Source organism: Myceligenerans cantabricum (genome assembly GCF_054777735.1).
In genome coordinates, this window is record NZ_BAAHAJ010000011.1 from 263338 (window position 1) to 288162 (window position 24825).

Genomic DNA, 24825 nt, shown 5'->3' on the forward strand with positions numbered 1-24825 from the left:
GTCGTTAACCTGAGGGTTTACGTTCGGGTGCAACGCTTGTCGTCGCGCCGGAGGAACCGGCCGGCGTCGCGCCACGCGGGTCAGCCCGCGGTATGCCCGGCGCACACTGTGGAAGGAAAGCGATGCGACAGATCTTCGAGGCCGAGCTGCAGCAGGTCGGTGACGACCTCGCCGAGATGAGCCGACTCGTCGAGTCGGCCGTCAGCAAGGCCGGCAAGGCGCTGAGGGAGGCCGACCTGCAGCTCGCGCAGGAGGTGATCGCCTCGGACAAGACCATCGACCAGCTCGAGGCGTCGCTCGACGAGCGCTGCGTCCACCTGCTGGCCCAGCAGGCACCGGTGGCGACCGACCTGCGCATCATCGTCAGCGCGCTGCGCATGAGCGCCTCGCTGGAGCGCATGGGTGACCTGGCCCGGCATGTCGCCCAGGTGGCGCGGGGCCGGTACCCGGCCCAGGCGATCGTGCCGGCCGCCGCGGACATCTTTGCCAAGATGGACCGGGCCGCGGTGAGCGTGGCCGAGCGGACCACCCACCTCCTGGAGACACGCGACCTCGAGGTGGCGCAGTCCGTCGAGCGCGACGACGACCTGCTCGACGAGCTGCACCAGGAGACGTTCAACGCGCTGCTCGGCGCGGACTGGGACGGCTCGGTCCAGGAGGCCGTGGACATCACCCTCGTGGCCCGCTACTACGAGCGCTTCGGCGATCACGCCGTCTCGATCGCGAAGCGCGTCTCGTTCCTGGTCACGGGAGACTTCCCGGAGGACCACCAGTAAGGACCCGCAGCACGGCAGGGCCGGACGGCCCGCACGACGGCGCCGGCCCGGCAGGAACGTTCCTGCCGGGCCGGCGCCGTCCGTCGCGCGGGTCAGCGGCCCTGGTTGGCCACCGCGGCGATCGCGTCCTCGGCCGCGTCCGGGTCCAGGTAGGTGCCGCCCGGGTTGGTCGGCCGGAGCGAGTCGTCCAGCTCGTAGACCAGGGGGATGCCCGTGGGGATGTTCAGGCCGGCGATGGCCTCGTCCGAGACCCCGTCGAGATGCTTGACCAGCGCGCGCAGCGAGTTGCCGTGCGCGGCGACGAGCACCGTCTTCCCGGCCTCGAGGTCGGGCACGATCTCGGACTCCCAGTACGGCAGCGCTCGCTCGAGCACGTTCTTGAGCGCCTCGGTGCGCACCACGGGGGCACCCTCGTAGCGCGGGTCGGCGTCCTGGCTGTACTCGGAGCCGAGCTCGATCTCCGGCGGCGGCGTGTCGTACGACCGGCGCCACGTCATGAACTGCTCCTCACCGAACTCGGCGAGGGTCTCCTTCTTGTTCTTGCCCTGCAGGGCGCCGTAGTGCCGCTCGTTGAGGCGCCAGCTGCGCTTCACCGGGATCCAGTGGCGGTCCGCGGCGTCGAGCGCGAGGTTCGCCGTCGCGATCGCGCGGCGCAGCAGGGAGGTGTGCAGGACATCGGGCGTCACGCCCGCCTCGGTCAGCAGGGTGCCGCCGCGCGAGGCCTCCGCGATGCCCTTCTCGGACAGGGGGACGTCCACCCAGCCGGTGAACAGGTTCTTGGCGTTCCACTCGCTCTCGCCGTGGCGGAGCAGGACGAGCTTGTAGGTCATGGGCCCATCCTGCCCTGTCCACGAGGGCGTGCCAGCCAGTCCGCCCAGTGGTCACCCGAGGCTCAGCGGCCGACGTCGTCGCCCCGTCGCACCATGATCCGCTTCTCGGCGTGGTGCTTCCGGGCCGTCTCGTAGACCGCGAGCATCTCGTCCGCCGCGTGGTCCCAGCCGAAGCGGGCCGCCGACGCGCGGGCCGCGCGGGCCATCCGGGCCCGGCGCCGGTCGTCGGCGAGCAGGTCGTGCAGCGTCCGGGCCCAGCGGGCGGGGTCGTGGTCGGGCACGAGGACCCCCGACTCGCCGTCGCACACCACCGTGCGCAGGCCGCCCACGGAGGCGGCGACCACCGGCGTGCCCGCGGCCAGCGCCTCGGCCGCCACCAGCCCGAACGACTCGCTGTGCGACGGGACGGCCACCAGGTCCGCGGCCCGGAACCAGTCCACGAGCCGGTTCTGCGGCACGGGCGGGCGCACCAGCACGTCGTCGGTCACGCCCTCCTGCCAGGCGAGCGCCTCGAGCTCGCGGACGGCGGTGGCCGTGCCGCTCGCACCGCCGAGCACGGCGAGGAGCGGACGCCCGGCACGGTCGCCCGCGTCCGGCGACGGCGACCCGGGCCACGCACCCAGGGCGCGGACCAGCACGTCGGGACCCTTGAGCAGCTGGATCCGCCCGGCGAACAGCACCACCTGCCGGTCACCGGGCAGACCGAGCCGCTCACGCAGCGCGCGGAGCTCGACCTCGGGCGACGGGTCCGCCTGCCGTTCCGCGCGGGACGAGCCGTCGCCGCCGCGGCCGCCGGAGTCATGACCGTCAGTGCCGTGCCCTTCGGCGCCGTGCCCGTCAGTGCCGTGCCCGTCGGCGCCGGGCCCTTCGGCGCCGTGCCCGTCAGTGCCGTGCCCGTCGGCGCCGGGCCGTGGGAGCGGGGCGAAGAGGCGGGTGTCGACGCCCGGGGGCACGACGTGGACCCGGGACCGGTCGGCACCGTACTCCGCGACGAGGTCGTCGGCCTCCTGCTCCGTGTTGGCCACGAGCGCGTCGGCCTCGGTGACCACCTGCTCCTCGCCCACGATGCGCACCATGGGCTCGGGCGAGTCCCCGGGCGCGAGCGCCGCGTTCTTCACGCGTGCCATGGTGTGCATGGAGTGCACCAGGGGGACGTCCCAGCGCTCGGTCGACAGCCAGCCCACCTGGCCGGAGAGCCAGTAGTGGGTGTGGACGACGTCGTACCAGTCGACGGGACGGTGCGCCTCGGCGCGCAGCACGCCCGCGCTGAACGCGCAGAGCTGGGCAGGCAGGTCGTTCTTGTCGAGGCCCTCGAAGGGGCCCGCGGGGATGTGCACGACCTTGATCCCGGACTCGGCGTCGACCACCTTGGGCTGCGCGGACGACGTCGCCCGCGTGTAGATCTCGACCTCCGCGCCACGTCGCGCGAGCGCACGCGACAGCTCCAGCACGTACACGTTCATGCCGCCGGCGTCCCCGGTGCCCGGCTGCTCGAGCGGCGAGGTGTGCACGGAGATCATCGCGACGCGCATCAGGCTTCCAGCACGCACGCGGGCGGGACCGGGAACGGGAGCCGCGCCACGACCTCTCCCTGCCCGGACGCCCGGTCCACCCGGACCGTGACGAGCTCGCTCGTGTGCTGCGCGGCGACCACGACCAGGTCCGCGCTGGACCCGGCACCGGAGCCGGGTGCGGGGCGGACGACCGCGTGGTGGCGGGGCCAGGCGCCGGCGCCGAGCGCGACGTCCGCGGTGTGGCGGACCGTCCACCCGGACAGGCCGGTTCGTTCGAGGCGCAGGACGGCGAGCACGTCCGGGCCGCGGACCCCGACGTGGACGTACCGGCCGTCGGGCGAGAGCGTCAGGTGCGACGGGAAGCCGGGGCCGCCGTCGGGGCCCCAGGTCGCGGAGGTGATCGGGAAGGTGTCCGCGTGGCGGTACCGGGGCAGGTCCCGCGGGCCGGGCTCGGGGACGAGCAGGTGCAGGCGACAGTCCAGCTCGCCGGCGACCAGGAGCGCGCCGTCGGACAGCCGCACGATGTGCCGGGGGCCGGAGCCGGGCGGGAACGTCGCGGCGAGCCCGGAGGACCCGCTACCACCGCCGCGTCCGGCGCGGTGGGCCCGCAGCTCGTCGGCGCCGAGGTCGGCGACGAGCGCGGTGTCACCGTCGTCCGGGGCGGGGTGCGCGAAGTGCGCGTGCGGGCCTTCCTGGCGGTCCAGGACCGGGCCGGAGCCGTGGTGGCCGAACGGCTCGGGGGCGCCGAGAGCTCCGTCGGGGGTGGCCGGCCAGGTCGTGGCGACGCCGTCGCCGTAGTTGGAGACCCATACGCGGTCCGCGGTGGCCACGACGTGACACGGGTCGGAACCGCCCGAGGGGACGGTCCGCTGCGCGGTGAGGAATCCGTCGTCGCCCACGGCGAGGGCGGTCAGCGAACCGGGGCCGGTCTCGCCGACGGCGTAGAGCCTCCGCCCGGAGGGGTGCGCGGCGAGGAAGGAGGGAGACGGGAGCGCGACCGCGCGGACGACGTCGCTCAGCACGCCGGTGCCGACGTCGACGCCGGCACGGAACACTCCCTCTCCACTACCGGGATCGGCACCGGAGCGAGGGTAGGTGCCGATCCACAGCGCGCGGGTGCGTGAGCCTGGCTCCGAAGTCATGGGACCAGCCTAGGGCTCGCCCCACGACGGGAAGCGACCGCGTCAGCCGTTGGCCTTCTCGTAGGCGGTGACGATCTCGGCGGCGATACGGCCGCGGTCGCTCACCTTGTGACCCTGCTCACGGGCCCACTCGCGGATCGCGGCAGTGTTGTTCGCGCTGCGCGTACGGCGGTTGGCGCGCGCTGCCGGGGCCGACTTCGCCTTGCGGGCGGCACCGACCCACGGGCCGAACGCGTCGCGGAGCTCCGCGGCGTGCTCCTTGCTCAGATCGATCTCGTAGTTGGTTCCGTCGAGGCCGAAACTCACCGTCTCGTCCGCGACGCCACCGTCGATGTCATCCTCAAGCACCAGCTGAACCCTCTGGACCATTGTTCGCACGCCCTTTCCTTCAACAAAATCTCTGGGTGTTGTTGAAAGCATGCCGTACGGGCGTATCACTCGTCAAACAAAGCGGGCCGCGACGGGATTGTCCACACACAGGAACTTCACCGGCGACGTGCTCTCACCTGCGCTGCCGGAAAGTTCAGCGAAGAATCTCGCGGGCGGTTCCCGCTCAGGGCTTTTCGCCGGATACCGCGCCGCCGGAAGCAGAATCTGCCGGGGTCGCCGTAGAATCTGGCGCCGCAGCCACGTCCGGCCGCTCCATACGGTCCAGAGCCCGACGTTCGTCGCGGTCCGCACGCATGATCTTTCGCATGGCGAACCAGAACAGAACGCCGACGCCGATCGAGGGCAGGAGCCCTGCCATCACCGCACCGAAAGTGTCCACCACAGGATCCTCACAATCGCACCGGGTCAGGCCTGCGGCTTGACGAGCGGAAACATGATGGTCTCGCGAATACCGAGACCGGTGAGCGCCATGAGCAGGCGGTCGACCCCCATGCCCATTCCCCCCGCGGGCGGCATGGCGATCTCCATGGCGGTGAGGAAGTCCTCGTCGACCGGCATCGCATCCTCGTCGCCGACGGCGGCCATCTGCGCCTGCTGCTCGAAACGCTGCCGCTGGATCACCGGGTCGACGAGCTCGGAGTATCCCGTACCCAGCTCGAATCCGCGCACATACAGGTCCCACTTCTCGACGGCGCCGGAAATACTCCGGTGCTCTCGCGTCAGCGGAGAGGTCTCGACGGGGAAGTCGCGCACGAACGTCGGCGCATACAGCTTGTCGCCCACGTGATGCTCCCACAGCTCCTCGACGAGCTTGCCGTGATTCGCCTTCTTGGGGTCGAGAGAGATCTCCGCCTTGTCGGCGAGCTTGGTCAGGTGTTCAACACCGATCTCGGGCGTGATCTCCTCACCGATCGCCTCCGACAGCGACCCGTACATCGTGATCTGCGCCCACTCACCGCCGAGGTCGTATTCCTCGCCGTCCGGAAGGGTCACCACGGTGCTTCCCAGGACGTCGTTCGCAGCCGTCTGAACGAGATCCCGCGTGAGCGCGCCGATCGTGTCGTAATCGCCATACGCCTCGTAGGCCTCGATCATCGCGAACTCCGGGGAGTGCGACGAGTCCGCGCCCTCGTTGCGAAAGTTCCGGTTGATCTCGAAGACCTTCTCGACACCTCCGACGACGGCCTTCTTGAGGAACAGCTCGGGAGCGATCCGCAGGAACAGCTCCAGGTCGTACGCATTCATGTGCGTCGAGAACGGGCGGGCCGAGGCGCCGGACGCGACCGTCTGGAGCATCGGCGTCTCGACCTCCAGAAAGTCCCGGCGGTGGAAGTTCTCCCGCAGGGAGCGCATCACGCCGGCGCGCAGCCGGACCATGTCACGCGCCGCGGGCCGGGCGATGAGGTCCACGTACCGCTGCCGGACGCGCGCCTCCTCCGAGAGGTCCTTGTGCAGCACCGGGAGCGGCCGCAGCGCCTTGGCCGCCATGCGCCACTCGTCGGCGAAGATGCTGAGCTCGCCGCGGCGCGACACCCCGACCCGGCCGTGCACGAACAGGTGGTCGCCCAGGTCGACGTCGGCCTTGAAGTTCCCGAGCTCCTCCTCGCCGACGGCCTTCTGGCTGAGCATGGCCTGGAGGCGGTTGCCCTCGCCGTCCTGGAGCGCGACGAAGCAGAGCTTGCCGGTGTTGCGGAGGAAGACGACCCGCCCGGCGAGGCCTACGACGTCGTCCGTCTCCTCGCCCTCCCCGAGGTGGCCGTAGCCCTCGCGGATCTGCGCGATGGTGTGCGTGACCGGGACGTTCACCGGATAGGCGGCGTCCCCGCGAGCGAGGATGCGCTCCCGCTTCTCGCGCCGGATCCGGGTCTGCTCGGGCAGGTCGTCAGTCTCGGGCGCGGTCGGCTCGGCGGCACTGTTCGCGGCGGTCTCGGAAGTCACCGCACGATTCTATCGACGCCCCGCCGCGCTCCCGACCTCAGGGGCGCGACGCCGGCCGGGGCCGGGAGTCAGCGGGCGGCGCGGTCCGGGCCGCGGAGGTCGAGGGCCAGGTCCAGGATCGGGGCGCTGTGGGTGAGGGCGCCGACGCTGAGGTGGTCGACGCCCGTCTCCGCGACCTCGCGCGCCCGGTCCACCGTGAGATTGCCCGTGGCCTCGAGCTCGACGTGCGCCGGGACGCCGTCGCGGCCCTCGCGGGCACGCACGGCCGCCACGGTCTCGGCGAGGACCTGCGTGGTCATGTTGTCCAGCAGCAGGAAGTCCGCGCCGGCTGCGAGCGCCTCCAGGGCCTGCGCCGTGGTGTCGGCCTCGACCTGGATCTCCACCTCCGGGAACGTGGCGCGCACGGCCTGGACCGCGCCGGCCACGGATCCCGCCGCAACGATGTGGTTGTCCTTGACCATCGCGACGTCGTACAGGCCCATGCGCTTGTTGGTGCCGCCGCCCGCGCGGACCGCGTACTTCTGCAGGGCGCGCAGGCCCGGCGTGGTCTTGCGGGTGTCGAGCACCCGCGCTCCGGTCCCTTCCAGGGCCCGGGCGAAGACGCGGGTGGCCGTCGCGACGCCGGACGCGCGGGACGCCAGGTTCAGCAGGGTGCGCTCGGCGACCAGGAGGACCCGCGCCGGGCCGGACACGGTCGCGAGAACCTGGCCGCCGTCGACGTCGTCCCCGTCCTGGGCGGCGAACGTGACGTCCGGCACGGGGAGGCCGAGCCGGTCGGCCACCTGTCGCAGCGCCTCGGGGACGACGACGAGCCCGGCCACCGTCCCGGCCTCGCGCGCCACGAGGTCCGCCGTGCCGAGGGCCGCACGCGGGATCGTGGCCTGCGTGGTCACGTCCCGCCCGGGCGCGGGCCCGAGATCCTCGTCGAGCGCGACGCTGACGGTGCGCGAGATCCAGGCGGGATCGAGGCCGGGCTCGATGCCGGCCGGAACGACATCGGAAGTCCTCACCCCCAAAACCTACCCCTCCGCCACCCCCCGCTCCCCCACCCGATCCCCATCCACCCCCATCCCTCACCCATTACCCCTACTGAGTCTGGTTCAACAGGGATTCGAATCCATTCATGACGCTCCGAAAGGTCTCCGAGGCCCTGTTGAACCACTCTCAGTCGTCGGGAATGGAGCCGTTGGCGGGAATGGAGCCGTTGGCAGGGGTGGAGCCGTTGGCAGGGGTGGAGCCGTTGGCAGGGGTGGAGTTGTCGGTGGGGCCGAAGCCGCCGCCGCCCGGGGTCTCGATGACCAGGGTGTCGCCCGGGGCGAGCGCGACCGTGTCGCGGCCCGCCAGCGGTTCGGCGGCGTCGGCCCCCTCGCGGAGGACGGAGTTGCGGCCCAGCGCGCCCGGCGCGCCGTCGGACATGCCGTACGGCGGAACCGAGCGGTGGCCGGTGAGCAGGCTCGCTGTCATCGGCTCGCGGAACTCCAGGGCCCGCACCACGCCGTCGCCGCCGCGCCACCGGCCCGCGCCTCCCGACCCCGCGCGCACCGCGAACTCCCGCACCAGGACCGGGAAGCGCGTCTCCAGCACCTCGGGGTCCGTGAGCCGGGAGTTGGTCATGTGGGTCTGCACGGCGGGCGCGCCGTCGAACCCGTCGCCCGCGCCCGAACCGGAGGCGATCGTCTCGTAGTACTGGTGGTCCGCGTTGCCGAACGTGAGGTTGTTCATCGTGCCCGAACCCTCGGCCTGCACCCCCAGCGCCCCGTACAGCGCGCCGGTGATCGCCTGGCTCGTCTCCACGTTCCCCGCCACGACCGCGGCCGGGTACCGGGGCGACAGGAACGTCCCGGGCGGGATGACGATGTCCAGCGGGCGACGGCAGCCGTCGTTGAGCGGGATGTCGTCGTCGACCAGGGTGCGGAACACGTACAGCACGGCGGCGACGGCCACCGACGACGGCGCGTTGAAGTTGGACGCCACCTGCGCCGACGTCCCGGTGAAGTCGATCGTCGCCCGACGCTGCTCGTGGTCGGGCACCACGCGGACGGCGATCGTGGCGCCGTGGTCGGTCTCGTAGGTGAACTCCCCGTCCGACAGCCCGTCGACGACGCGGCGCACCGCCTCGGCCGCGTTGTCCTGCACGTGCCGCATGTACGCCTGCACGACGTCGAGACCGAAGTGCCGGATCATCCCGCCGATCTCCTCCACGCCCCGTGCGCCGGCGGCGACCTGGGCGCGCAGGTCGGCGAGGTTGGTCTCCGGGTCGCGGGACGGGTGGCGCGCCGTGGTGAGGAGCTCGCGGGTCTCCCGCTCCCGCATCCGCCCGTCGCCGACCAGCAGCCAGTTGTCGAGCAGCACTCCCTCCTCGTGGATCTCGCGGCTGGTCGCGGGCATCGAGCCCGGCGTGATGCCGCCGATCTCGGCATGGTGGCCGCGCGAGGCGACGTAGAACAGGATCTCGCCGCCAGGCTCGGCGCCGTCGGCCGCCGCGCCCTCCGCCTTGGCTGCGCCACCCCCGCCGGCCACACCCTCGCGGAACACGGGGGTGATGACCGTGACGTCCGGCAGGTGGGTGCCACCGTGGAACGGGTCGTTGACCGCGTACGTGTCACCGGGACGCATCGTCCCCCGACGGCGGGCGATGACCTCTTGCACGGTGGTGCCCATCGACCCCAGGTGCACCGGCATGTGCGGCGCGTTCGCCACGAGGTTGCCGTCCGGGTCGAAGATCGCGCAGGAGAAGTCCAGCCGCTCCTTGATGTTCACGGACTGCGCCGTCGCCTCCAGACGGGCGCCCATCTGCTCGGCGATCGACATGAACAGGTTGTTGAAGATCTCCAGCATCACCGGGTCGGCCGCGGCGGAGACGTGCGCGCCGGCGCGCGGCGCCGTGCGGTGGACCAGCAGGTGGCCCTCCGCGGTGGGCTCCGCACGCCAGCCGGGTTCGACGACGGTCGTCGCGTTCTCCTCCGTGATGATCGCGGGTCCGACGACGGCGGCGCCGGGGACGAGCCGCTCACGCTGCCACAGCGGCGCGTCCCGCCACTCGCTTCCGACGAACACCTGAGCCGCCGCACCGCCCGGCGTCCGGTCCTCGCCGGACAGACCTGCCACCGGGTCGGCACCCGTGTGCGCAGGCGGGCTCGGGTGCCGGTCGCTCACGGGGCCCCCGGCCGCGCCGGGCGGCAGACCGGTGTCCGCCGACGACGGCGCCACCGCCTCCACGGCCACCGCGTCCGCGATCAGCGGCCGGTCCAGCAGGAACGAGTACACGCTCCGGTGAGCGGCCTCGAACTCGGCGACCATCTCCCCGACGCCGCCGAGCCGCACGGGAACGGTGGTGTCGGTGCCGTCGTACCGCAGGTGCACGCTGCGCGTGACGACGGTCCCGCCGACCCGAGGCGGGACGTCGGCCACGGAAGGTGGAGCCGCGGCATCCGGAGCCACGGGATCCGGGGCCCGGCGAGCCAGGACGTCGGCCGCGGCACCCGCTGCCCCGGCCGGCGGCGCCGACACCGGCGAGCGCGGGGGCGGCGTCGCGCCCTGGTCCGTCAGGTCCGCTCGGGCCGCCCTCTCCAGGGTGTCCGCGATCTGCTCCAGGCCGGGCAGGGAGCCGGGAGAGAGCGTCGTCCCGACCGACTGCTCCCGCATCACCGTCGTGTCGGCCAGCCCGATGCCGAGCGCCGAGAGGACGCCTGCCATCGGCGGCACGAGCACCGTCTCGATCCCGAGGGCGTCCGCCACCGCGCACGCGTGCTGCCCGCCCGCGCCACCGAACGTGGTCAGGGCGTAGCGGGTGACGTCGTGCCCCTTGCGGACCGTGATCTTCTTGACCGCTCCCGCCATGTTGGCGACGGCCACGGCGAGGAACCCTTCGGCGACCTGCTCCGGCGACCGCCCGTCCCCGATCTCGCCCGCCAGCGCGGCGAACTTCTCCCGGACCACGTCCGCGTCGAGCGGCTGGTCGCCGTCGGGCCCGAACACGGAGGGGAAGTGCTCCGCCCGGATCCGCCCGAGCAGGAGGTTGGCGTCCGTGACGGTGAGCGGCCCGCCCCGCCGGTAGCACGCGGGCCCCGGCACGGCGCCCGCCGAGTCCGGGCCCACGCGGTACCGGCTGCCGTCGAAGTGCAGGATCGACCCGCCTCCGGCCGCGACCGTGTGGATGTCGAGCATCGGCGCGCGCAGCCGGACGCCGGCCACCTGGGCGTCGAACACCCGCTCCAGCTCGCCCGCGTAGTGGGAGACGTCGGTCGAGGTGCCGCCCATGTCGAAGCCGATGACGTGGTCCAGCCCCGCGCGCTCCGACATCCGCACCATGCCGACGATCCCGCCCGCCGGCCCGGACAGGATCGCGTCCTTGCCGCGGAACCGGTGCGCCTCGACGAGCCCGCCGTTGGACTGCATGAACTGCAGCGGCACGCCGGTCAGGCGCCCGGCCACCTGGTCCACGTACCGCCGCAGCACAGGCGAGAGGTAGGCGTCCACGACGGTCGTGTCGCCGCGCGGCACCAGCTTCAGCAGCCGGCTGACCTCCGCGGACCGGGACACCTGCGGGAACCCGACCCGCACGGCGAGGTCGGCCACCTGGTCCTCGTGGTCCGGGTACAGGTGGGAGTGCAGGCAGACGACGGCTGCCGCCCGGAACCCGTCGTCGTACGCGCGGCGCAGCTCCGGCTCGACGGCGGCCAGGTCCGGCTCGCGCAGCACCTCCCCCGTCGCGGTGACGCGCTCGTCGACCTCGACCACCCGGGTGTACAACGGGTCCGGCAGCACGATGTGCCGATCGAAGATGCGGGGCCGGTTCTGGTATGCGATACGCAGCGCGTCGCCGAACCCCCGGGTGATCACCAGGACGGTGGGCTCGCCGGTGCGCTCCAGGAGGGCGTTGGTCGCGACCGTGGTCCCCATCCGCACGGCCCGGACCGTGTCCGACGACGGCTGCGGGGTCCTGTCGCCTGGCCGGGACGTGCCGCCGCCTGGCCGGGAGGTGCCGTCACCGGACCGGGACGACGAACCGGTGGTCTCCGGGGATCCGGACTCCGGGTCCTCCTGCCGCAGGATCCGCTCGATCCCGGCCACTGCGGCGTCGTCGTACCGCTCCGGGTCCTCCGAGAGCAGCTTGTGCGTGCTCAGCGCCCCGTCCGGGTGCCGCGCGACGATGTCGGTGAACGTTCCGCCTCGGTCGATCCAGAACTCCCAGCCCATGCGCCGAGACTAGTTGACCGTCGGAGGAGGCCCGCCGGACCTGCCCGCGACCACCTGTCGCCGTCGACCACGCCATCGCGCACCGTGGGAACGCAGCCACGTCGCAGCATGGCGTGGCCGCTGTCGATCGACGGGCCTGCGGCACGGCCGGGGCCGTCAGGCCGGTGGTGCGGCGGCCGCCGTGACCAGGTCGCGGAGCGCCTCGACGACCAGGGCGTGGTCGTCCTGCTGCGCCAGGCCCGAGACCGTCACGACGCCCACGATGCCCACCCCGGCGACCCGGACCGGGAACGCGCCGCCGTGCGCGGCGTACTCCTGGAGCGGTAGGTCGTGGGTGGCGTTGAAGTCCCGGCCCTGCGCCCTGACCTTCAGCCCCACCAGGTACGACGACGCGCCGAACCGGTAGACCACCCGCACCTTGCGCTCCACCCAGGAGTCGTTGTCCGGCGTCGTGCCCGGGCGTGCCGCGTGGAAGACCTGCTGCGTCCCCGTGCGGATGTCGATCGTCACCGGAAGCTCCCGCTCGATCGCGAGCTCGGTGAGCCGGGTGCCCAGGCGCCAGGCGTCGTCGTGCGTGAAGGTGGTCAGGACCAGCTCGGCCTCCTGCTCGGTCACCTCGGCGATGGCTGTCTGCGCGTCGTCGTTCATGACGCCATCATGGCGGATCGCATCAACGAACCTGCAGAGTTCACCCCCCTGACCCTGACCGGCCCAGGGCCGAGGCGTTGGGGCACGCACGCACGTCGCCCACCCGGGACACCGAGATCCAATCAGGTCTCGCTGCACGATCTGGGAGACCACCGGCCACTTCTCGCATGAGATCGACGATAATCACCCTTTGCTTGCAGCATCTGGGATACATTGGCTTGATGCTCGTGCGCTTCGAGGTGAAGAACTACCGCTCCATCGCATCCGAGGTGGAACTGTCCATGGTCGCTGTCGACCGCGACCGCGAGGCGGCACACGATGCCCCGAATCTCGGCGAGAGCATCCTGACCCGCTCCGCCGTCTACGGACCGAACGCCTCCGGAAAGTCCAACGTTCTCGCGGCGCTCGTCTGGCTCGCAGATGCGGTGCGAGATTCGCTCCGGGCGTGGGAGGACGAGATTCCGATCGAGCAGTTCGCCTTCGCGAGCGAACCGAACCACTCCACGACCGAGTTCACAGTCGACTACTTGGTCAATGGGGTGCGGTTCGAGTACCTGCTCGAAGTCGACGCCACAGCCATCCTGCGGGAAGAGCTCTTCCACTACCCGAACAAGAAGTCTCGCCGGATCTTCGAACGCAACGGCCAGGGCGTCGAGCTGAACCGCGAGCTCGGATCGGCCCGGTTGGTCCTTGAACTCCTCACCCCCACCACACTCCTGCTGTCCCTTGCCGCTCGGTTCGACCTGACTGACGCGAAGGAGTTCGCGCAGGCGATCGCGCAGATCCGCGCGTTTGGCAAGCTGCCCGGGCGGAGTAGCCACTGGACCTCGGATCTGGGACACCGCGAGACACGGAAGATCTTCGACGTCGAACCTCCGGCGCCACACGACCAGCCTCCGTTGTTCGAGACAGATCGCTCGAACGAGCGCGATCAGGCGCTCGCCTTGTTGCGCCTCGCCGACCTTGGCGTCAGTGAAGTCGTCTTCGACCGCGAGGAGGTGCCGGCACTACTGGGAGACAGACCACCGAGAAGTCTCCTGCGTCCACGACTCATCCACCAGACCGCTGACGGACCGCTGCCACTTGACCTCTACCAGGAATCAGAGGGGACGCAGACCTGGTTCTCACTCATCGGTCCGGTGATCAGATCTCTCCGCTCGGGCACCCCGATCGTCTTCGACGAACTCGACGCGAGCCTTCATCCTGTGCTGTCAGCCGCGCTCTTGCGCATCTTCCGCGAGCGGACGACCAACCCGCACGGCGCGCAGCTGATCTTCACGTCGCACGACACGAGCCTGCTCAACCACTTGAACCGTGACGAGGTGTGGCTCACGCAGAAGCGTCCGGACGGGTCCACCGAGCTCGGGGCCTTGGCAGACTTCGCCGGCGAACGGGTCCGGAAGTCCGTCAACATCGAGGCGGCCTACTTGCACGGGCGCTACGGCGCGCTTCCTGAGATCGACCCGACTGAGCTGCGCGAGCTCGGCCTGATCGGTTGATCGCACCATGGGCAGAAAAACGTCTCTCCGGCGTTCGGCCGAGACCCGCACCGAACGGCGAACCATCCTAGTCCTCACTGAGGGAGACACGACCGAGCCGGCCTACATCAAGGCTCTGAAGCGCCTTGAGCGGGTCAGACGTCGCACAAGCATCACGATCGCCTCCGAACACGTCGTTCCCTACCCGCTTGTCGAGAAGGCGATCCAGTACGCGGGCGACGCGGAGATCGATGATGTGTGGTGTCTGTTCGATGTCGAGTCGCCGCAGCCGCACCCACGCTTGAGAGAGGCAGTGCATCTCGCCGCCGCTCACGACAAGGTCCACATCGCTCTCTCCAACCCGTGCTTCGAGATCTGGCTACTTCTGCACGTCGAGGACGTGAACGGCTATCTGTCCACCGACGCTGCGTGCCGCCGCGCGAACGAGCTCTCAAGCGTTTCAGGCAAGCATGTCGACGCAGAATCGCTCCTGCCCCTGCGCGCCGAAGCCGCCGCCCGTGCGCGCAAGCTCGAGCAGCGCCATGAGCGCGACGGCAGTTCGTTCCCTCATGACAACCCGTCCACAAGCATCTACCGCTTCATCGAGATGGCAGAGGACGGAGGAACTGGCGGCCGGGCGTCGGGCTAGGTATCACCGGCGACCGCCGACGTCAGCGCACCCGCACGGCGCCGTCGTCGTCCAGGCTGACCAGGACACGGCGTTCCCAGTCCGGGTCGGGTGCCGGGTGGTCGGCGCGGAAGTGGCCGCCGCGGGACTCCGTGCGGAGCCACGCCGCGCGGGTCAGCGCGCGCGCCACCTGGTGCACGTTCGTGGTCTCCCACTCGGCGGCCTGCGGTTCCGCGACCACCTCGGCGGCGACGTGCGCGTCCGAGCGCACCGCGGCCAGCCGCTCGTCCGTCCGGGCGAGCGACGCCGCCGTGCGGATCACCCCCGACCCGTCCGACATCGCCTTCTCCACCCGGGACCGCGCCACCGCCGCGACGAGCGCGGTGCCGCCGGGCCGTTCGGCCGGTTCGGGCACGGTGGACAGGTCCCCCGCTGCGTACCGCTCGGCGACGTCGTGCGCGGCTCGGTGCGCGAACACCAGCCCTTCCAGCAGCGAGTTGGACGCCAGCCGGTTCGCGCCGTGCACCCCCGTGCAGGCAACCTCGCCCACCGCGTACAGCCCGGGAACCGAGGAGCGTCCCGCCAGGTCGGTCACGACGCCGCCGGAGTGGTAGTGCTGGGCCGGGGCCACGGGCACCGGCTCCTCGGACCAGTCGATGCCGAGCTCGGCGAGCCGCCGCGTGATGGTCGGGAACCGCCGGGACAGGAACCCGCGCCCCAGGTGCCGCACGTCGAGCAGCACGTTGTCGGCGCCGGTCGCGGCGAGCTGCCGGACGATGGCGTGCGCGACGACGTCGCGCGGCGCGAGCTCCGCCATCTCGTGCACGCCGGGCATGAAGCGGTGGCCGTCGACGTCGAGCAGCAGCGCGCCCTCGCCCCGCACGGCCTCGCTGATCAGCGGGAGCTGCCCCTTCGCGCCCGACCCGAGCCACAGCACCGTCGGGTGGAACTGCACGAACTCCAGGTCGCCGACGACGGCGCCCGCCCGCAGCGCCGCCGCGATCCCGTCGCCGGTGGCGCCCGCCGGGTTGGTCGACGACCGGAACACCTGCCCGATCCCCCCGGTGGCAAGGATCACCACCGGCGCGAGAACGGCGCCCACCCCGTCCCGCGACCCCTCGCCCCGCACGTGCAGCGTCACCCCGGCCACACTCCTGACGCCCGCGGCCGCGGAGGCACCGGCAGCCCCTGTCGCGCCCGCGGCCCGGGGCGCGACAGGCTCGGCGGGCGCGACAGGGACGCCGGAGGCGACAGGCGCGGCGGCAGACGGCGCGGACGTGAGGATGTCCAGGACCAGGGCGTGCTCGATGATCTCGATGCCCGGGTCGTTGCGGACCGCCTCGATCTGGGCGACCAGCGCGCGAGAGATCTCCCGGCCCGTCGCGTCGCCGCCCGCGTGGGCGATCCGGTCGGCGTGGTGGCCGCCCTCGCGCGTGAGGGCGATGCCGCCGCCAGGCTCGGCGTCGAACACCGCGCCGCGCGCGACGAGCTCGCGGACCCGCTCCGGCCCTTCGGTGACCAGCACCTTCACGGCGTCGGGATCGGACAGGCCGCCGCCGGCAGCGAGGGTGTCCTGCAGGTGCGCCTCGGGGGTGTCCTCCGGGTCGAGCGCGGCGGCGATGCCGCCCTGCGCCCACACCGTCGAACCGCTGGACAGCTCCCCCTTGGTCACGAGCAGCACCCGGGGCACGCGCGTGCGCAGCTCGAGCGCGGCGGTGAGGCCGGCGATCCCGGACCCCACCACGACGGCGTCCACCCGGGTGGTCCAGCCTGGCTCGGGTGCGGCCAGGGCCCGCGCGAGCCGCGCGGTGGGGAGCGTCATGCGCGGGCCGGCGCGTCCGTCGTCACGCGCTGGAACGGCTCGATCGGCAGGCCGCTCTCGCTCAGGCCGTACCCGTCCGGGACATGGCCCGGCTCGTCGCCCTGCTCGACGATCCGGTTGTTCTCGTCCACGAAGACGACGTTCGGCAGGAAGGTGCGCGCGTCGGCGTCGGACAGCATGCCGTAGCCGATGATGATCACGATGTCGCCCGGGTCGACCAGGTGCGCGGCCGCACCGTTGATGCAGATCTGCCCGGAGCCCGGTGCACCGGGGATGACGTAGGTGGTGAGCCGGGACCCGTTGGTCACGTCGACGACGTCGACCTGCTGCCCCGGGACCAGGTCCACCGCGTCGAGCAGCTCGGCGTCGACGGTGATGGATCCCACATAGTGCAGGTCGGCCTGAGTGACCGTGGCGCGGTGGATCTTGGAGATCATCATCGGCCGCTGCAGCGATGCCGGACGGCGTGCGGGCGCCCGGCGCGGGGTGTCGTTCACGGTTCCATGCCTCCTGGACGACGGCGCCACCGCGTCCCTGATCACCTACGTGACCTGCGGCGACACCTCGACAGCCTGGTTGTCGATCAGTCTGGTCGTGCCTACTCGCGCGGCCACCAGGAGCAGCGCGGGACCCTTGTGGTCGGTGGGCACATCGTCAACGGTAGTCGGATCGACGAGTGCGAGGTAGTCCACCTGGACGCCCTCGGCGGCGTTCAGGATGTCCGACGCCGCGCGCCGCACCTCGGGCGCTCCCTCGGCCGCGGCCCCGGCCCCCGCCCGCAGCGCACGCGACAGGGCGAGTGCGCTCTCGCGCTCGTCGTCGGACAGGTAGGCGTTGCGCGACGACAGGGCCAGCCCGTCCGCGTCGCGGACCGTCGGGACACCGACGATCTCGACGTCCAGGTCCAGGTCCGCGGCCATCCGGCGCACGGCCATGAGCTGCTGGGCGTCCTTCTCCCCGAACAGCGCCACGTCGGGCCGCACCAGGTGCAGCAGCTTCAGCACCACGGTGAGCACGCCGCCCATGTGCCCCGGCCGGAACTCGCCCTCCAGGATCTCGCCGATCCGGCCCGCGGACACCCGCACGATCGGCTCCCCGAACGGGTAGACGACGTCGGGCCCGGGGGCGAACACGACGTCGGCACCCACCGACGCCAGCTTCTCGACATCGCCGTCCAGGTCGCGCGGGTAGGCAGCGAGGTCCTCGCCCTCGCCGAACTGCAGCGGGTTCACGAAGATCGTCACCAGGACCTGGCCGTTCGGCCCGGCCTCCGCGCGCGCCCGGCGCACGAGCTCCAGGTGGCCGTCGTGCAGCGCGCCCATCGTCATCACCACGGCGCGACGTGCCGGGGCGACGTCCCCGGCGAGGCTGCCCATCGGGGCCGACATCGTCCACCGCACCAGGGCCTCGCGCAGGTCCGCGCGCGTGCGGACCACCTGCGGGAGCGCGGGGGTGTCGTCGGTCGTCGCGGTCATCGGTGGTTGTTCCTCTCTGCGCGGGGGCGGTCCAGGGCGTCCAGGAGCGCGCTCGCCGTGCCGTCGCCGATGCGGTGGCTCGCGAGGGCTCGGCGCGCGGCACCGCGGGCCAGCTCGCTGTATCCGGCCGGGACGTCGGTGGCGCCGGTACGCGTCGCCAGGTCGGCCAGCACCTCCAGGTGGCGTTCCACGGTGCCGACGTCGCCCCGGGAGACCGGGCCGGTCAGTGCGGTGATCGCCCCCGGGCCCTCGTCGCCCGCGACGTCGGCCGCCCGCGTCGCCGACTCCAGGGCCGCGCCGAGCAGCGGCGCCAGCACCCGGCCGGGCGTGACGATCCCCGCCTCCTGCAACGCCTGCGCGGCCTGCGCCACGAGCACCACCAGGTGGTTCGAACCGTGGGCGAGCCCCGCGTGGTACAGCGCGCGCGCCTCCTCCGGGACGATCACCGGCTCCCCGCCGATCTCCACCACGAGCGCCTGCCCGATCGGCTGCACGGCCGCCGGAGCCGTGACGGCGAACGTGCAGCCCTCGATCCTGGCCAGGTCCAGGGACGTGCCCGTGAACGTCATCGCCGGGTGGATCGCGAGCGGGATCGTGCCGGCGAGGCGGGCGGGCTCCAGCACCGCCGTGCCCGACGCCCCCGAGGTGTGGATCGCCAGCTGCCCCGGCTGCCACGCGCCGGTGTCGGCCAGCCCGGCCACGAGGGGTCCGAGGGCGTCGTCGGGCACCGCGAGCAGCACGAGCTCGGCACGCTCCACCACCTGGGCGATCTCGAGGACCGGTACCCCGGGCAGCAGCGTGCCGATGCGCTCGCGCGACTCCTCGGAGATGCCGCTGGCGCCGACGACGGTGTGCCCTGCCGCGCGCAGCGCGCTGCCCAGGACCGCACCGACCCGTCCGGCGCCCACCACCCCCACGCCAAGCCTCCCCGGCCTGGTCGCGGGATCACTGGTCGGGTCGGGCGGTGTTCTCAACGGATCCCTCCATCCAGCGTTCGGGTCCTGCGTGGGCACGCGCCGTCCGAGCCCGCGCGGCCTGCTCCTCGAGCAGCTCCGCAGCGTCCGCGGCGGCAAGGTGGTGCACGGCCGGGCTGACCGGCCCCGGCGTGGTGTGCACCTGGAACGAGGCGAGCCCCAGCCGCCGCTGGAGCGGCCCCGCTTCGATCTTCAGGGACTGGGTCCGCTCGTGCGGCACCACTGCCAGGATGCGGTACAGCCGCCCGCTGCGCAGCAAGAGCGCGCGACCGGTCGCCGCGAAACCCTGCCGGCGCCAGCCGACCGGATCCACCCAGACGGCGCTCGGCGGGCTCCCGGTGAAGCGGCTGTCGGTCCGCGAGTCGCCGGTCAGCCCGTGCTCCAGGACCGCGCGCGGGTCGTCGACGCCCAGGTCCGGCAGGACGAGTGACAGCACGGTGAGGGCTTCGTCGCGGGTACCGACGGGCAGCAGCACGTTGGTGGTGTCCGAGCTGCCCTCGGCCGCGTACCCCGCGACGTTGACGTGCACGCGCCACCAGTCGCGACCCCGCCACAGCAGGCCCTGGGTGATCTGCACCGCCTGCACCCGCCCGGGCGGGATGGTCTGGGCGCGGGTCTCGAGCAGGCCGTGGCGCAGCCGGATACCGTCCGCGCTGATCGCGACCCGGAACGCGAACTCCGTGGAGAACCGGTTGAACAGGTAGCCGCCGACGCCGACGAGCGGCGCGATCACCGTGAAGAAGATCTGGGGCGTGCGCGTGACGACCATCGTCACGACCAGCCCGACGACGAAGAGGATCAGGAAGATCGTCACGCCGGTGCGCAGCAGCGAGAGGACCAGGCGCCCCATCTGGACCTCCAGGACGGGGTGCTCGGGTGCCTCCGGGGCGGCCGCGGGCACGTCCGGGACCGGCGTCGCTCCCGCGTCCCCGTCGACCGAGCCGTCCTCGCGGCCCAGGCCGGCGCCGGGCCCGACCGGGTGCTGCGCGGCGGCTGGCACGGGCGTGCCCTTGAGTCCCGCCGCCCGGGCGAGGAGCTCGTTGCGCAGCGCGCTCGCGTCGGCGTCACGCAGGTACCCGATGGCGATGCCGGAGTCCGAGCCGCCGGCCACCTCGAGCTTCAGCTCGCACAGCCCGAACAGGCGCGCCACGAGCGGCTGGCGCACGTCCACAGCCTGCAGCCGGTCGAGGCGGGCGTGCCGCTGCTGCCGGAACACGACCCCGCGGCGCAGGTGGACCGTCTCGTCGCCGACGGCGTACGTCGTCATCCGCCAGGCGAGCGCGGCGAACCCGAAGCCCACCAGGCCGACGAGGACCAGCCCCACCGGCACCGTCCACCAGTACGGGCTCGTGAGCAGCCCGATGATGCCGCCCTCCTCCGGGCCACCGTTGAACGTCTGCTGCCCGATGACGAAGATCGCACCGCCCAGCACGGCCCAGCCCCGGACCATGGGCGTGACGGGGTGCACCCGGCGCCAGTGCAGCGCGGCGTCGTGGTCGGGCACCGCGTCCGACGTCGTACCCGGCGTGTTCACAGCCCCGCCAGCCTCGCCTCACCGCGAGAGGCGAGACGGTCGCGCAGGCGGGCCGCCTCCTGGGGCGGCAGGCCGGGGATCTGCGCGTCGGTGCCCACCGACGCGGTGTGCAGCTGCACCTTCGCCAACCCGAGCTTGCGGTCCAGCGGACCGGCCTCGACGTCGACGTACTGCATGCGGCCGTACGGCACCACCGTGAGGGAGCGGAACAGGATGCCCTTGCGGATCAGCAGGTCGTCCTCCCGCTCCGCGTAGCCGATGGCGCGCACCTGCCGGGGCACGACGATCACCGTCCACGCCAGGAGCAGCACGGGGATCCCGGCGAGCAGCCAGAACCACGGCGAGACGGTCGCGGCGAGGATCGATCCGGCCAGGATCGGCACGGCGAAGGTGATCGTCGCAGGGATCAGGCGCGCCGTGGTGAGTCGGGGAGAGACCCGGCTCCACGTGACGTCGTCCGGGTCGAAGGGGCTGGTCATGGTGTCATCCTCGCACGCGGTATCCCGTCCCGACGCGAGCGGCCCGGCGTCATGCCGGGGCCGTCGAGCCGTTCGTGTCGCTCTCCTCGCCGTCCGGCGGGGGGAGCTGGCAGAACCGCTCCGCGAGCACCCCCACGACGGACAGCACCACCGAGCAGACGACCGCGATCACCGCCGCGACCGCCATCGCCCGGCGCGGCTCGATCCCCAGGTCCGGCAGCACGAGCAGCACCTGCGCGAGGTACCAGCCACCGAGCAGCGCGCCCGTCAGCGACGCCGCCTTGGCGAGGACGAGGGTCCGCGCCGCCCGGAGACCGTCCAGCGACGGCCGGTCCCCCTTCTGGTAGGCCCGCACCGTCCAGCCGAGCCAGAACACCGTCGTGGCCAGCGCCACGATCGCCACGTCGACGAGCCACGGGACCGGCGGCAGGTGGACGCCGTTGGCCTCCAGCGCGCGCAGCACCGGCCAACCGACGACGGCGACGCCGGCGAAGACCGCGACCAGGCTGAGGATCGACGTCCGGCGCATCTCAGCCGCGATGCCCGTTGTCCTCGGGGCGGACCGGCGCCCAGGCCGGCCGATCGCCCGCGAGCTCCGCCTGGTGCTCGCTCGGCGGCGGGTTCACCGGCGCGAACGGGACCTCGCCCGGCTGCGGCCGCACCGGGGAGAAGACCGGCTGCGCCTGCTGCACCGACTCGGGCGGGAACGGCTCCGCCAGGACCTCCTGGTGCGCGGTCTCGCGCACCGCCGGCGGGACCATCGGCGCACCGGGCGGCGTGTGCGGGGCCTGCGGCATCGGGGACGCCGGGGTGGCGACCGGCGCGTGCGGGGCCGGGACCAGCGCCTCCTCCGGCGGCGGCACGGCACCGGACGGCTGCGCCTGCGGGTGCTGCGGCACCTGCTCCGCGCCGAGACCCTGCGGTGCGGCGTCGTGCTGCTGCTGGAACGGGTCGGCTGCCGCGGTGGGCCCGCCCTGGAACGGCTGCTCGTGCGGCGACGGGCCCTGGTGCGCCCGCTGCTCCGGGACCTGCTGCTCCGGAGCGTGCTGGCTCGGCGCCTGCGACTCCGGGGCCGACGGCGGGTTGTACGGGCGGTGCGACGCGGTCGGTTGGGGTTCGACGTCGCCGGTCGGGTCGGCGCCCGAGTTCGACTCGGTCAGCCAGTCCAGCGCGAGCCAGCGGATGCCCTGCCGGTCCGTCGCCGTCGCCGCGAGCTGGGCGACGGGACCGCCGCCCAGACCGGGCAGCACCGCGTCCGGCATGAGCTGCGACCACGGCTCCAGCACGAACGCGCGCTCGTGGGCACGCGGGTGCGGCACCTCGAGGTCGTCGGCGGCCGCCGTGACGTGCCCGTACGTGACGATGTCGATGTCGAGGGTGCGCGGACCCCAGTGCTCCTCACGCGTGCGGCCGTGCGAGTGCTCGACCGCCTGGCACGCGTGCAGCAGCCCGCGCGGCGGGAGCGCCGTGCGGGCCACAACGACGGCGTTCAGGTAGTCGGGCTGCTCCGGCCCGCCGACAGCGGCCGTGCGGGCCAGCGGCGAGACGTCGGTGATCTGCAGGCCCGCGATGCGGTCCAGGTCCATCACCGCCGCACGCAGGGTCGCCTGCGGGTCACCGAGGTTCGCGCCGAGCGCGAGCACCACCTCGACCGGCTCGGCCGGCGTCTCGTCGAGACGGTCCGCGGGTGCCTGCCCCGGAGCCGGGGCGTACTGGTCCCCGTGAGTCTGCTGCTCCGCGTAGGCGACAGACGGTGCCTGGTCGGCGTACGGAGCCTGCTCGGCATAGGACGCCTGCTCGGCATGCTGCGTCTGCTCCGCGTACGGAGCCTGCTCGGCATAGGGCGCCTGTTCCACGTACTGCGCCTGGTCGGTGGTGTACGGAGTCTGCTCCGCGTACTGCGCCTGGTCGGTGTACGAGGCCTGCTCCGCGTAGGCCGCCTGCTCAGGCGCGAACTGCTGCTGGAGGTCCTGCTGGTACTCGGGCTGGTACGGCTCGGCGCCCGGCGCCTCGGCTGCCGGTGCGCCCGCGAAGCTCGACGGCGCCTGGGTCGCGGCCGGGTCGTAGGCCGGGCGACGGACCGTGGCCTCCTCGGCGACAGGACGCGCCGGCGCGTCCGCGTGCGGTTCGAAGACGGGAGCACCGGGCTCGGCCGGAGGCACGACGTCGATCAGACCGGATTCCCGCGGCCGCGACTGCTCGGCCGCGGTCTCGGCCGGCGCGGGGCCGCCGGACGGATCGGTTGCCGGAGCGCCGGGGTCCGAGGCCGGAGCGGCCGGCTCCGGCGCGAAGGCGGCAGGCTGCTCCTGGCGGGGCGACGGCAGGTCGTACCCGGCGTCACCGGACCGTGCGGCCCCGTTCGAGCCGACCGGGTCGATCCCCGGGACGACGAGGTCGCCGACGAGCAGGGGCGTCTGGCCACCGGTGGTCTCGACCGTGGGAGCGGCGGGCTCGTCGGTGGTCACGTCGCCGATCGGCGCGGTCAGCGGGTCGACGACCGAGGACGCGGGCTCGCCCGCCGTCGTCGGCCCCGAGGCCTCGGGCCGGGCCGGCCGCTCGCCGGCGGCGGCCTGCGTCACGTCCACCACGGGCGGGGCCGCCTCGCGGTCACGGCGGATCGTCACCACGACGTCGTCGAACGCCACCGGGATCGGCGCCTGCGGCTTGTGCACGCTCACGTCCACGGCCTGCACGGGCCGGTGCCGGAGCGTGACGGCGGCGATGCGCTCGGCGAGCGTCTCGACGAGGTCGACGGGCTCGCCCACGAGCACGTCGTACGCCTCCTGGGCCACCTCCGCGTAGCTGACCGTGGCGCGGAGGTCGTCACTGGCGGCGGCTACGCGCGAGTCGACGTGGAGCACGACGTCGGCCGCGAACTCCTGACCCGTCGCACGCTCGGAGGCGAGCACGCCGTGGCGACCCGTCCCCCTGATTCCCGTGATCCGGATCTGGTCCAGCGGCTGTCCGTCCTGACCTGCCACCGCCGCAAAGCTGTTGGTCACCGTGGGCTCCCCCCGTGATCGTCGCACGTCTCAGAATCCTGCCAGGTCGGCGCAAGTCCACCGACGTCCGTCCCACCGAAAGTGAGCGACTCCACGGACTTGTCCGCGGAGTCACCACTTCGGCGGGCTCGTCCCCACGCGGCCGCCACGCGCACGGCGTCCGCCGAGGCCCGTACCGCGTGCACGCGCACGCACCAGGCGCCCGCGGCGGCGGAGAGCGTGGACACGGCCGCCGTCGCGTCGTCGCGTGCGCGCGGGGGCGCCGGCTCGCCGCCGGGCTGCCCGAGCAGGTGCCCGAGGAATCGCTTGCGCGACGCCCCGACCAGCACCGGGCGCCCGAGCGCTCCGAGCGCGTCCAGGTGCGCCAGCAGCGGCCAGTTCAGCGCACCCGCCTTGGAGAACCCGAGGCCGGGATCCAGGATGATCTGCGCAGCATCCACACCTGCCCCGACCAGAGCATCCATCCGCGCGGAGAGTTCGTCACGAACTTCCGTCACGACGTCGTCGTACACCTCGAGGCTGTCCATCACGTCCGAGTGGCCGCGCCAGTGCATCGCCACATAGGGAACGCCCAGGTCGGCGACCGCGGGCGCCATGGCGGGGTCCGCGAGGCCGCCGGAGACGTCGTTCACGATCCGCGCCCCCGCCGCCACCGCACGCTCCGCGACGGCGGCCCGCGTGGTGTCCACCGACACGACCGCCCCGCGCGCGGCGAGCGCCTCGATCACGGGCAGCACCCGTGCCAGCTCCTGGTCCTGCGGGACGCGCCCGGCGCCGGGCCGGGTGGACTCCCCGCCGACGTCGAGGACGTCCGCGCCCTCGCCGAGCAGCTCCAGCGCGTGCGCGACGGCGCTGTCCGGCTCGTACCACTCGCCGCCGTCGGAGAACGAGTCGGGGGTCACGTTGACCACCCCCATCACCAGCGTGCGGCCGAGCCCGGACAGCTCGGGCAGCCCTGCGACCTCCGCGTCGCGCACGTTCGTCGTGGCGCCCATC

Annotated in this window: 21 protein-coding genes; 3 read left to right on the forward strand and 18 right to left on the reverse strand. The window is 72.9% G+C overall.

Annotated features, from left to right (window positions below; all coding sequences use genetic code 11):
* The first annotated feature begins 122 nt into the window (after nucleotides 1-122).
* Complete coding sequence (phoU, locus tag ACYU96_RS15800) at nucleotides 123-776, forward strand: phosphate signaling complex protein PhoU (protein WP_460755484.1); 654 nt, start codon at nucleotides 123-125, stop codon at nucleotides 774-776.
* Nucleotides 777-868: 92 nt separating this feature from the next.
* On the opposite strand, the gene ACYU96_RS15805 is transcribed toward phoU, so the two are convergent.
* From ACYU96_RS15805 to ACYU96_RS15845, 9 genes are all read right to left on the reverse strand, one after another.
* Nucleotides 869-1606 carry a phosphoglyceromutase gene (locus tag ACYU96_RS15805; protein ID WP_460755487.1) on the reverse strand — a complete coding sequence of 246 codons (738 nt, stop codon included), beginning with the start codon at nucleotides 1604-1606 and terminating at the stop codon, nucleotides 869-871.
* Nucleotides 1607-1668: 62 nt separating this feature from the next.
* Complete coding sequence (locus tag ACYU96_RS15810) at nucleotides 1669-3138, reverse strand: glycosyltransferase (protein ID WP_460755489.1); 1470 nt, start codon at nucleotides 3136-3138, stop codon at nucleotides 1669-1671.
* Nucleotides 3138-4262 (reverse strand): lactonase family protein, encoded by a 1125-nt coding sequence (locus ACYU96_RS15815; RefSeq protein WP_460755492.1) that lies wholly within the window; start codon nucleotides 4260-4262, stop codon nucleotides 3138-3140. Before ACYU96_RS15815 ends, ACYU96_RS15810 begins: the two co-directional genes overlap by 1 nt.
* 42 nt (nucleotides 4263-4304) lie before the next feature.
* Nucleotides 4305-4682 carry a histone-like nucleoid-structuring protein Lsr2 gene (locus tag ACYU96_RS15820; protein ID WP_460755495.1) on the reverse strand — a complete coding sequence of 126 codons (378 nt, stop codon included), beginning with the start codon at nucleotides 4680-4682 and terminating at the stop codon, nucleotides 4305-4307.
* Between the two features lie 133 nt (nucleotides 4683-4815).
* Nucleotides 4816-5031: a hypothetical protein gene (locus tag ACYU96_RS15825; protein ID WP_460755497.1), complete on the reverse strand. Its 216-nt coding sequence runs from the start codon at nucleotides 5029-5031 to the stop codon at nucleotides 4816-4818.
* A gap of 26 nt (nucleotides 5032-5057) precedes the next feature.
* Nucleotides 5058-6590: a lysine--tRNA ligase gene (gene lysS / locus ACYU96_RS15830; protein ID WP_460755499.1), complete on the reverse strand. Its 1533-nt coding sequence runs from the start codon at nucleotides 6588-6590 to the stop codon at nucleotides 5058-5060.
* 68 nt (nucleotides 6591-6658) lie between these two features.
* A complete protein-coding gene (nadC, locus tag ACYU96_RS15835; RefSeq protein ID WP_460755501.1) occupies nucleotides 6659-7600 on the reverse strand; it encodes a carboxylating nicotinate-nucleotide diphosphorylase in 942 nt (313 codons plus the stop codon).
* A gap of 154 nt (nucleotides 7601-7754) precedes the next feature.
* Entirely contained in the window at nucleotides 7755-11789 is a 4035-nt protein-coding gene (locus tag ACYU96_RS15840) for a hydantoinase B/oxoprolinase family protein (RefSeq protein ID WP_460755504.1), read from the reverse strand.
* Between the two features lie 156 nt (nucleotides 11790-11945).
* Entirely contained in the window at nucleotides 11946-12437 is a 492-nt protein-coding gene (locus ACYU96_RS15845) for a heme-degrading domain-containing protein (RefSeq protein ID WP_460755507.1), read from the reverse strand.
* Nucleotides 12438-12658: 221 nt separating this feature from the next.
* Between ACYU96_RS15845 and ACYU96_RS15850 the strand changes: the two genes are divergently transcribed.
* Both ACYU96_RS15850 and ACYU96_RS15855 read left to right on the forward strand, forming a co-directional pair.
* On the forward strand, nucleotides 12659-13936 hold the full coding sequence (locus tag ACYU96_RS15850) for an AAA family ATPase (RefSeq protein ID WP_460755510.1): 1278 nt from the start codon (nucleotides 12659-12661) through the stop codon (nucleotides 13934-13936).
* Between the two features lie 7 nt (nucleotides 13937-13943).
* Nucleotides 13944-14564: an RloB family protein gene (locus ACYU96_RS15855; protein WP_460755513.1), complete on the forward strand. Its 621-nt coding sequence runs from the start codon at nucleotides 13944-13946 to the stop codon at nucleotides 14562-14564.
* Nucleotides 14565-14586: 22 nt separating this feature from the next.
* Here ACYU96_RS15855 and ACYU96_RS15860 read toward each other — a convergent pair whose 3' ends face one another.
* The 9 genes from ACYU96_RS15860 to folP form a co-directional block, all read right to left on the reverse strand.
* Entirely contained in the window at nucleotides 14587-16365 is a 1779-nt protein-coding gene (locus tag ACYU96_RS15860) for an L-aspartate oxidase (protein ID WP_460755516.1), read from the reverse strand.
* Nucleotides 16362-16805: an aspartate 1-decarboxylase gene (gene panD / locus ACYU96_RS15865; protein WP_460755892.1), complete on the reverse strand. Its 444-nt coding sequence runs from the start codon at nucleotides 16803-16805 to the stop codon at nucleotides 16362-16364. Before panD ends, ACYU96_RS15860 begins: the two co-directional genes overlap by 4 nt.
* A 102-nt stretch (nucleotides 16806-16907) precedes the next feature.
* A complete protein-coding gene (panC, locus tag ACYU96_RS15870; protein WP_460755519.1) occupies nucleotides 16908-17840 on the reverse strand; it encodes a pantoate--beta-alanine ligase in 933 nt (310 codons plus the stop codon).
* Entirely contained in the window at nucleotides 17837-18814 is a 978-nt protein-coding gene (locus ACYU96_RS15875; protein WP_460755521.1) for a Rossmann-like and DUF2520 domain-containing protein, read from the reverse strand. Before ACYU96_RS15875 ends, panC begins: the two co-directional genes overlap by 4 nt.
* Entirely contained in the window at nucleotides 18786-20348 is a 1563-nt protein-coding gene (locus ACYU96_RS15880; protein ID WP_460755524.1) for a PH domain-containing protein, read from the reverse strand. The genes ACYU96_RS15875 and ACYU96_RS15880 overlap by 29 nt, the downstream gene beginning before the upstream one ends.
* On the reverse strand, nucleotides 20345-20827 hold the full coding sequence (locus ACYU96_RS15885; RefSeq protein WP_460755527.1) for a PH domain-containing protein: 483 nt from the start codon (nucleotides 20825-20827) through the stop codon (nucleotides 20345-20347). Before ACYU96_RS15885 ends, ACYU96_RS15880 begins: the two co-directional genes overlap by 4 nt.
* 49 nt (nucleotides 20828-20876) lie before the next feature.
* Entirely contained in the window at nucleotides 20877-21356 is a 480-nt protein-coding gene (locus ACYU96_RS15890) for a DUF3180 domain-containing protein (RefSeq protein WP_460755530.1), read from the reverse strand.
* A gap of 1 nt (nucleotide 21357) precedes the next feature.
* On the reverse strand, nucleotides 21358-23829 hold the full coding sequence (folK, locus tag ACYU96_RS15895) for a 2-amino-4-hydroxy-6-hydroxymethyldihydropteridine diphosphokinase (protein ID WP_460755532.1): 2472 nt from the start codon (nucleotides 23827-23829) through the stop codon (nucleotides 21358-21360).
* Nucleotides 23826-24824, reverse strand: coding sequence for a dihydropteroate synthase (gene folP / locus ACYU96_RS15900; protein WP_460755895.1), 999 nt, complete (start codon nucleotides 24822-24824; stop codon nucleotides 23826-23828). Before folP ends, folK begins: the two co-directional genes overlap by 4 nt.
* Nucleotide 24825 lies beyond the last annotated feature (1 nt).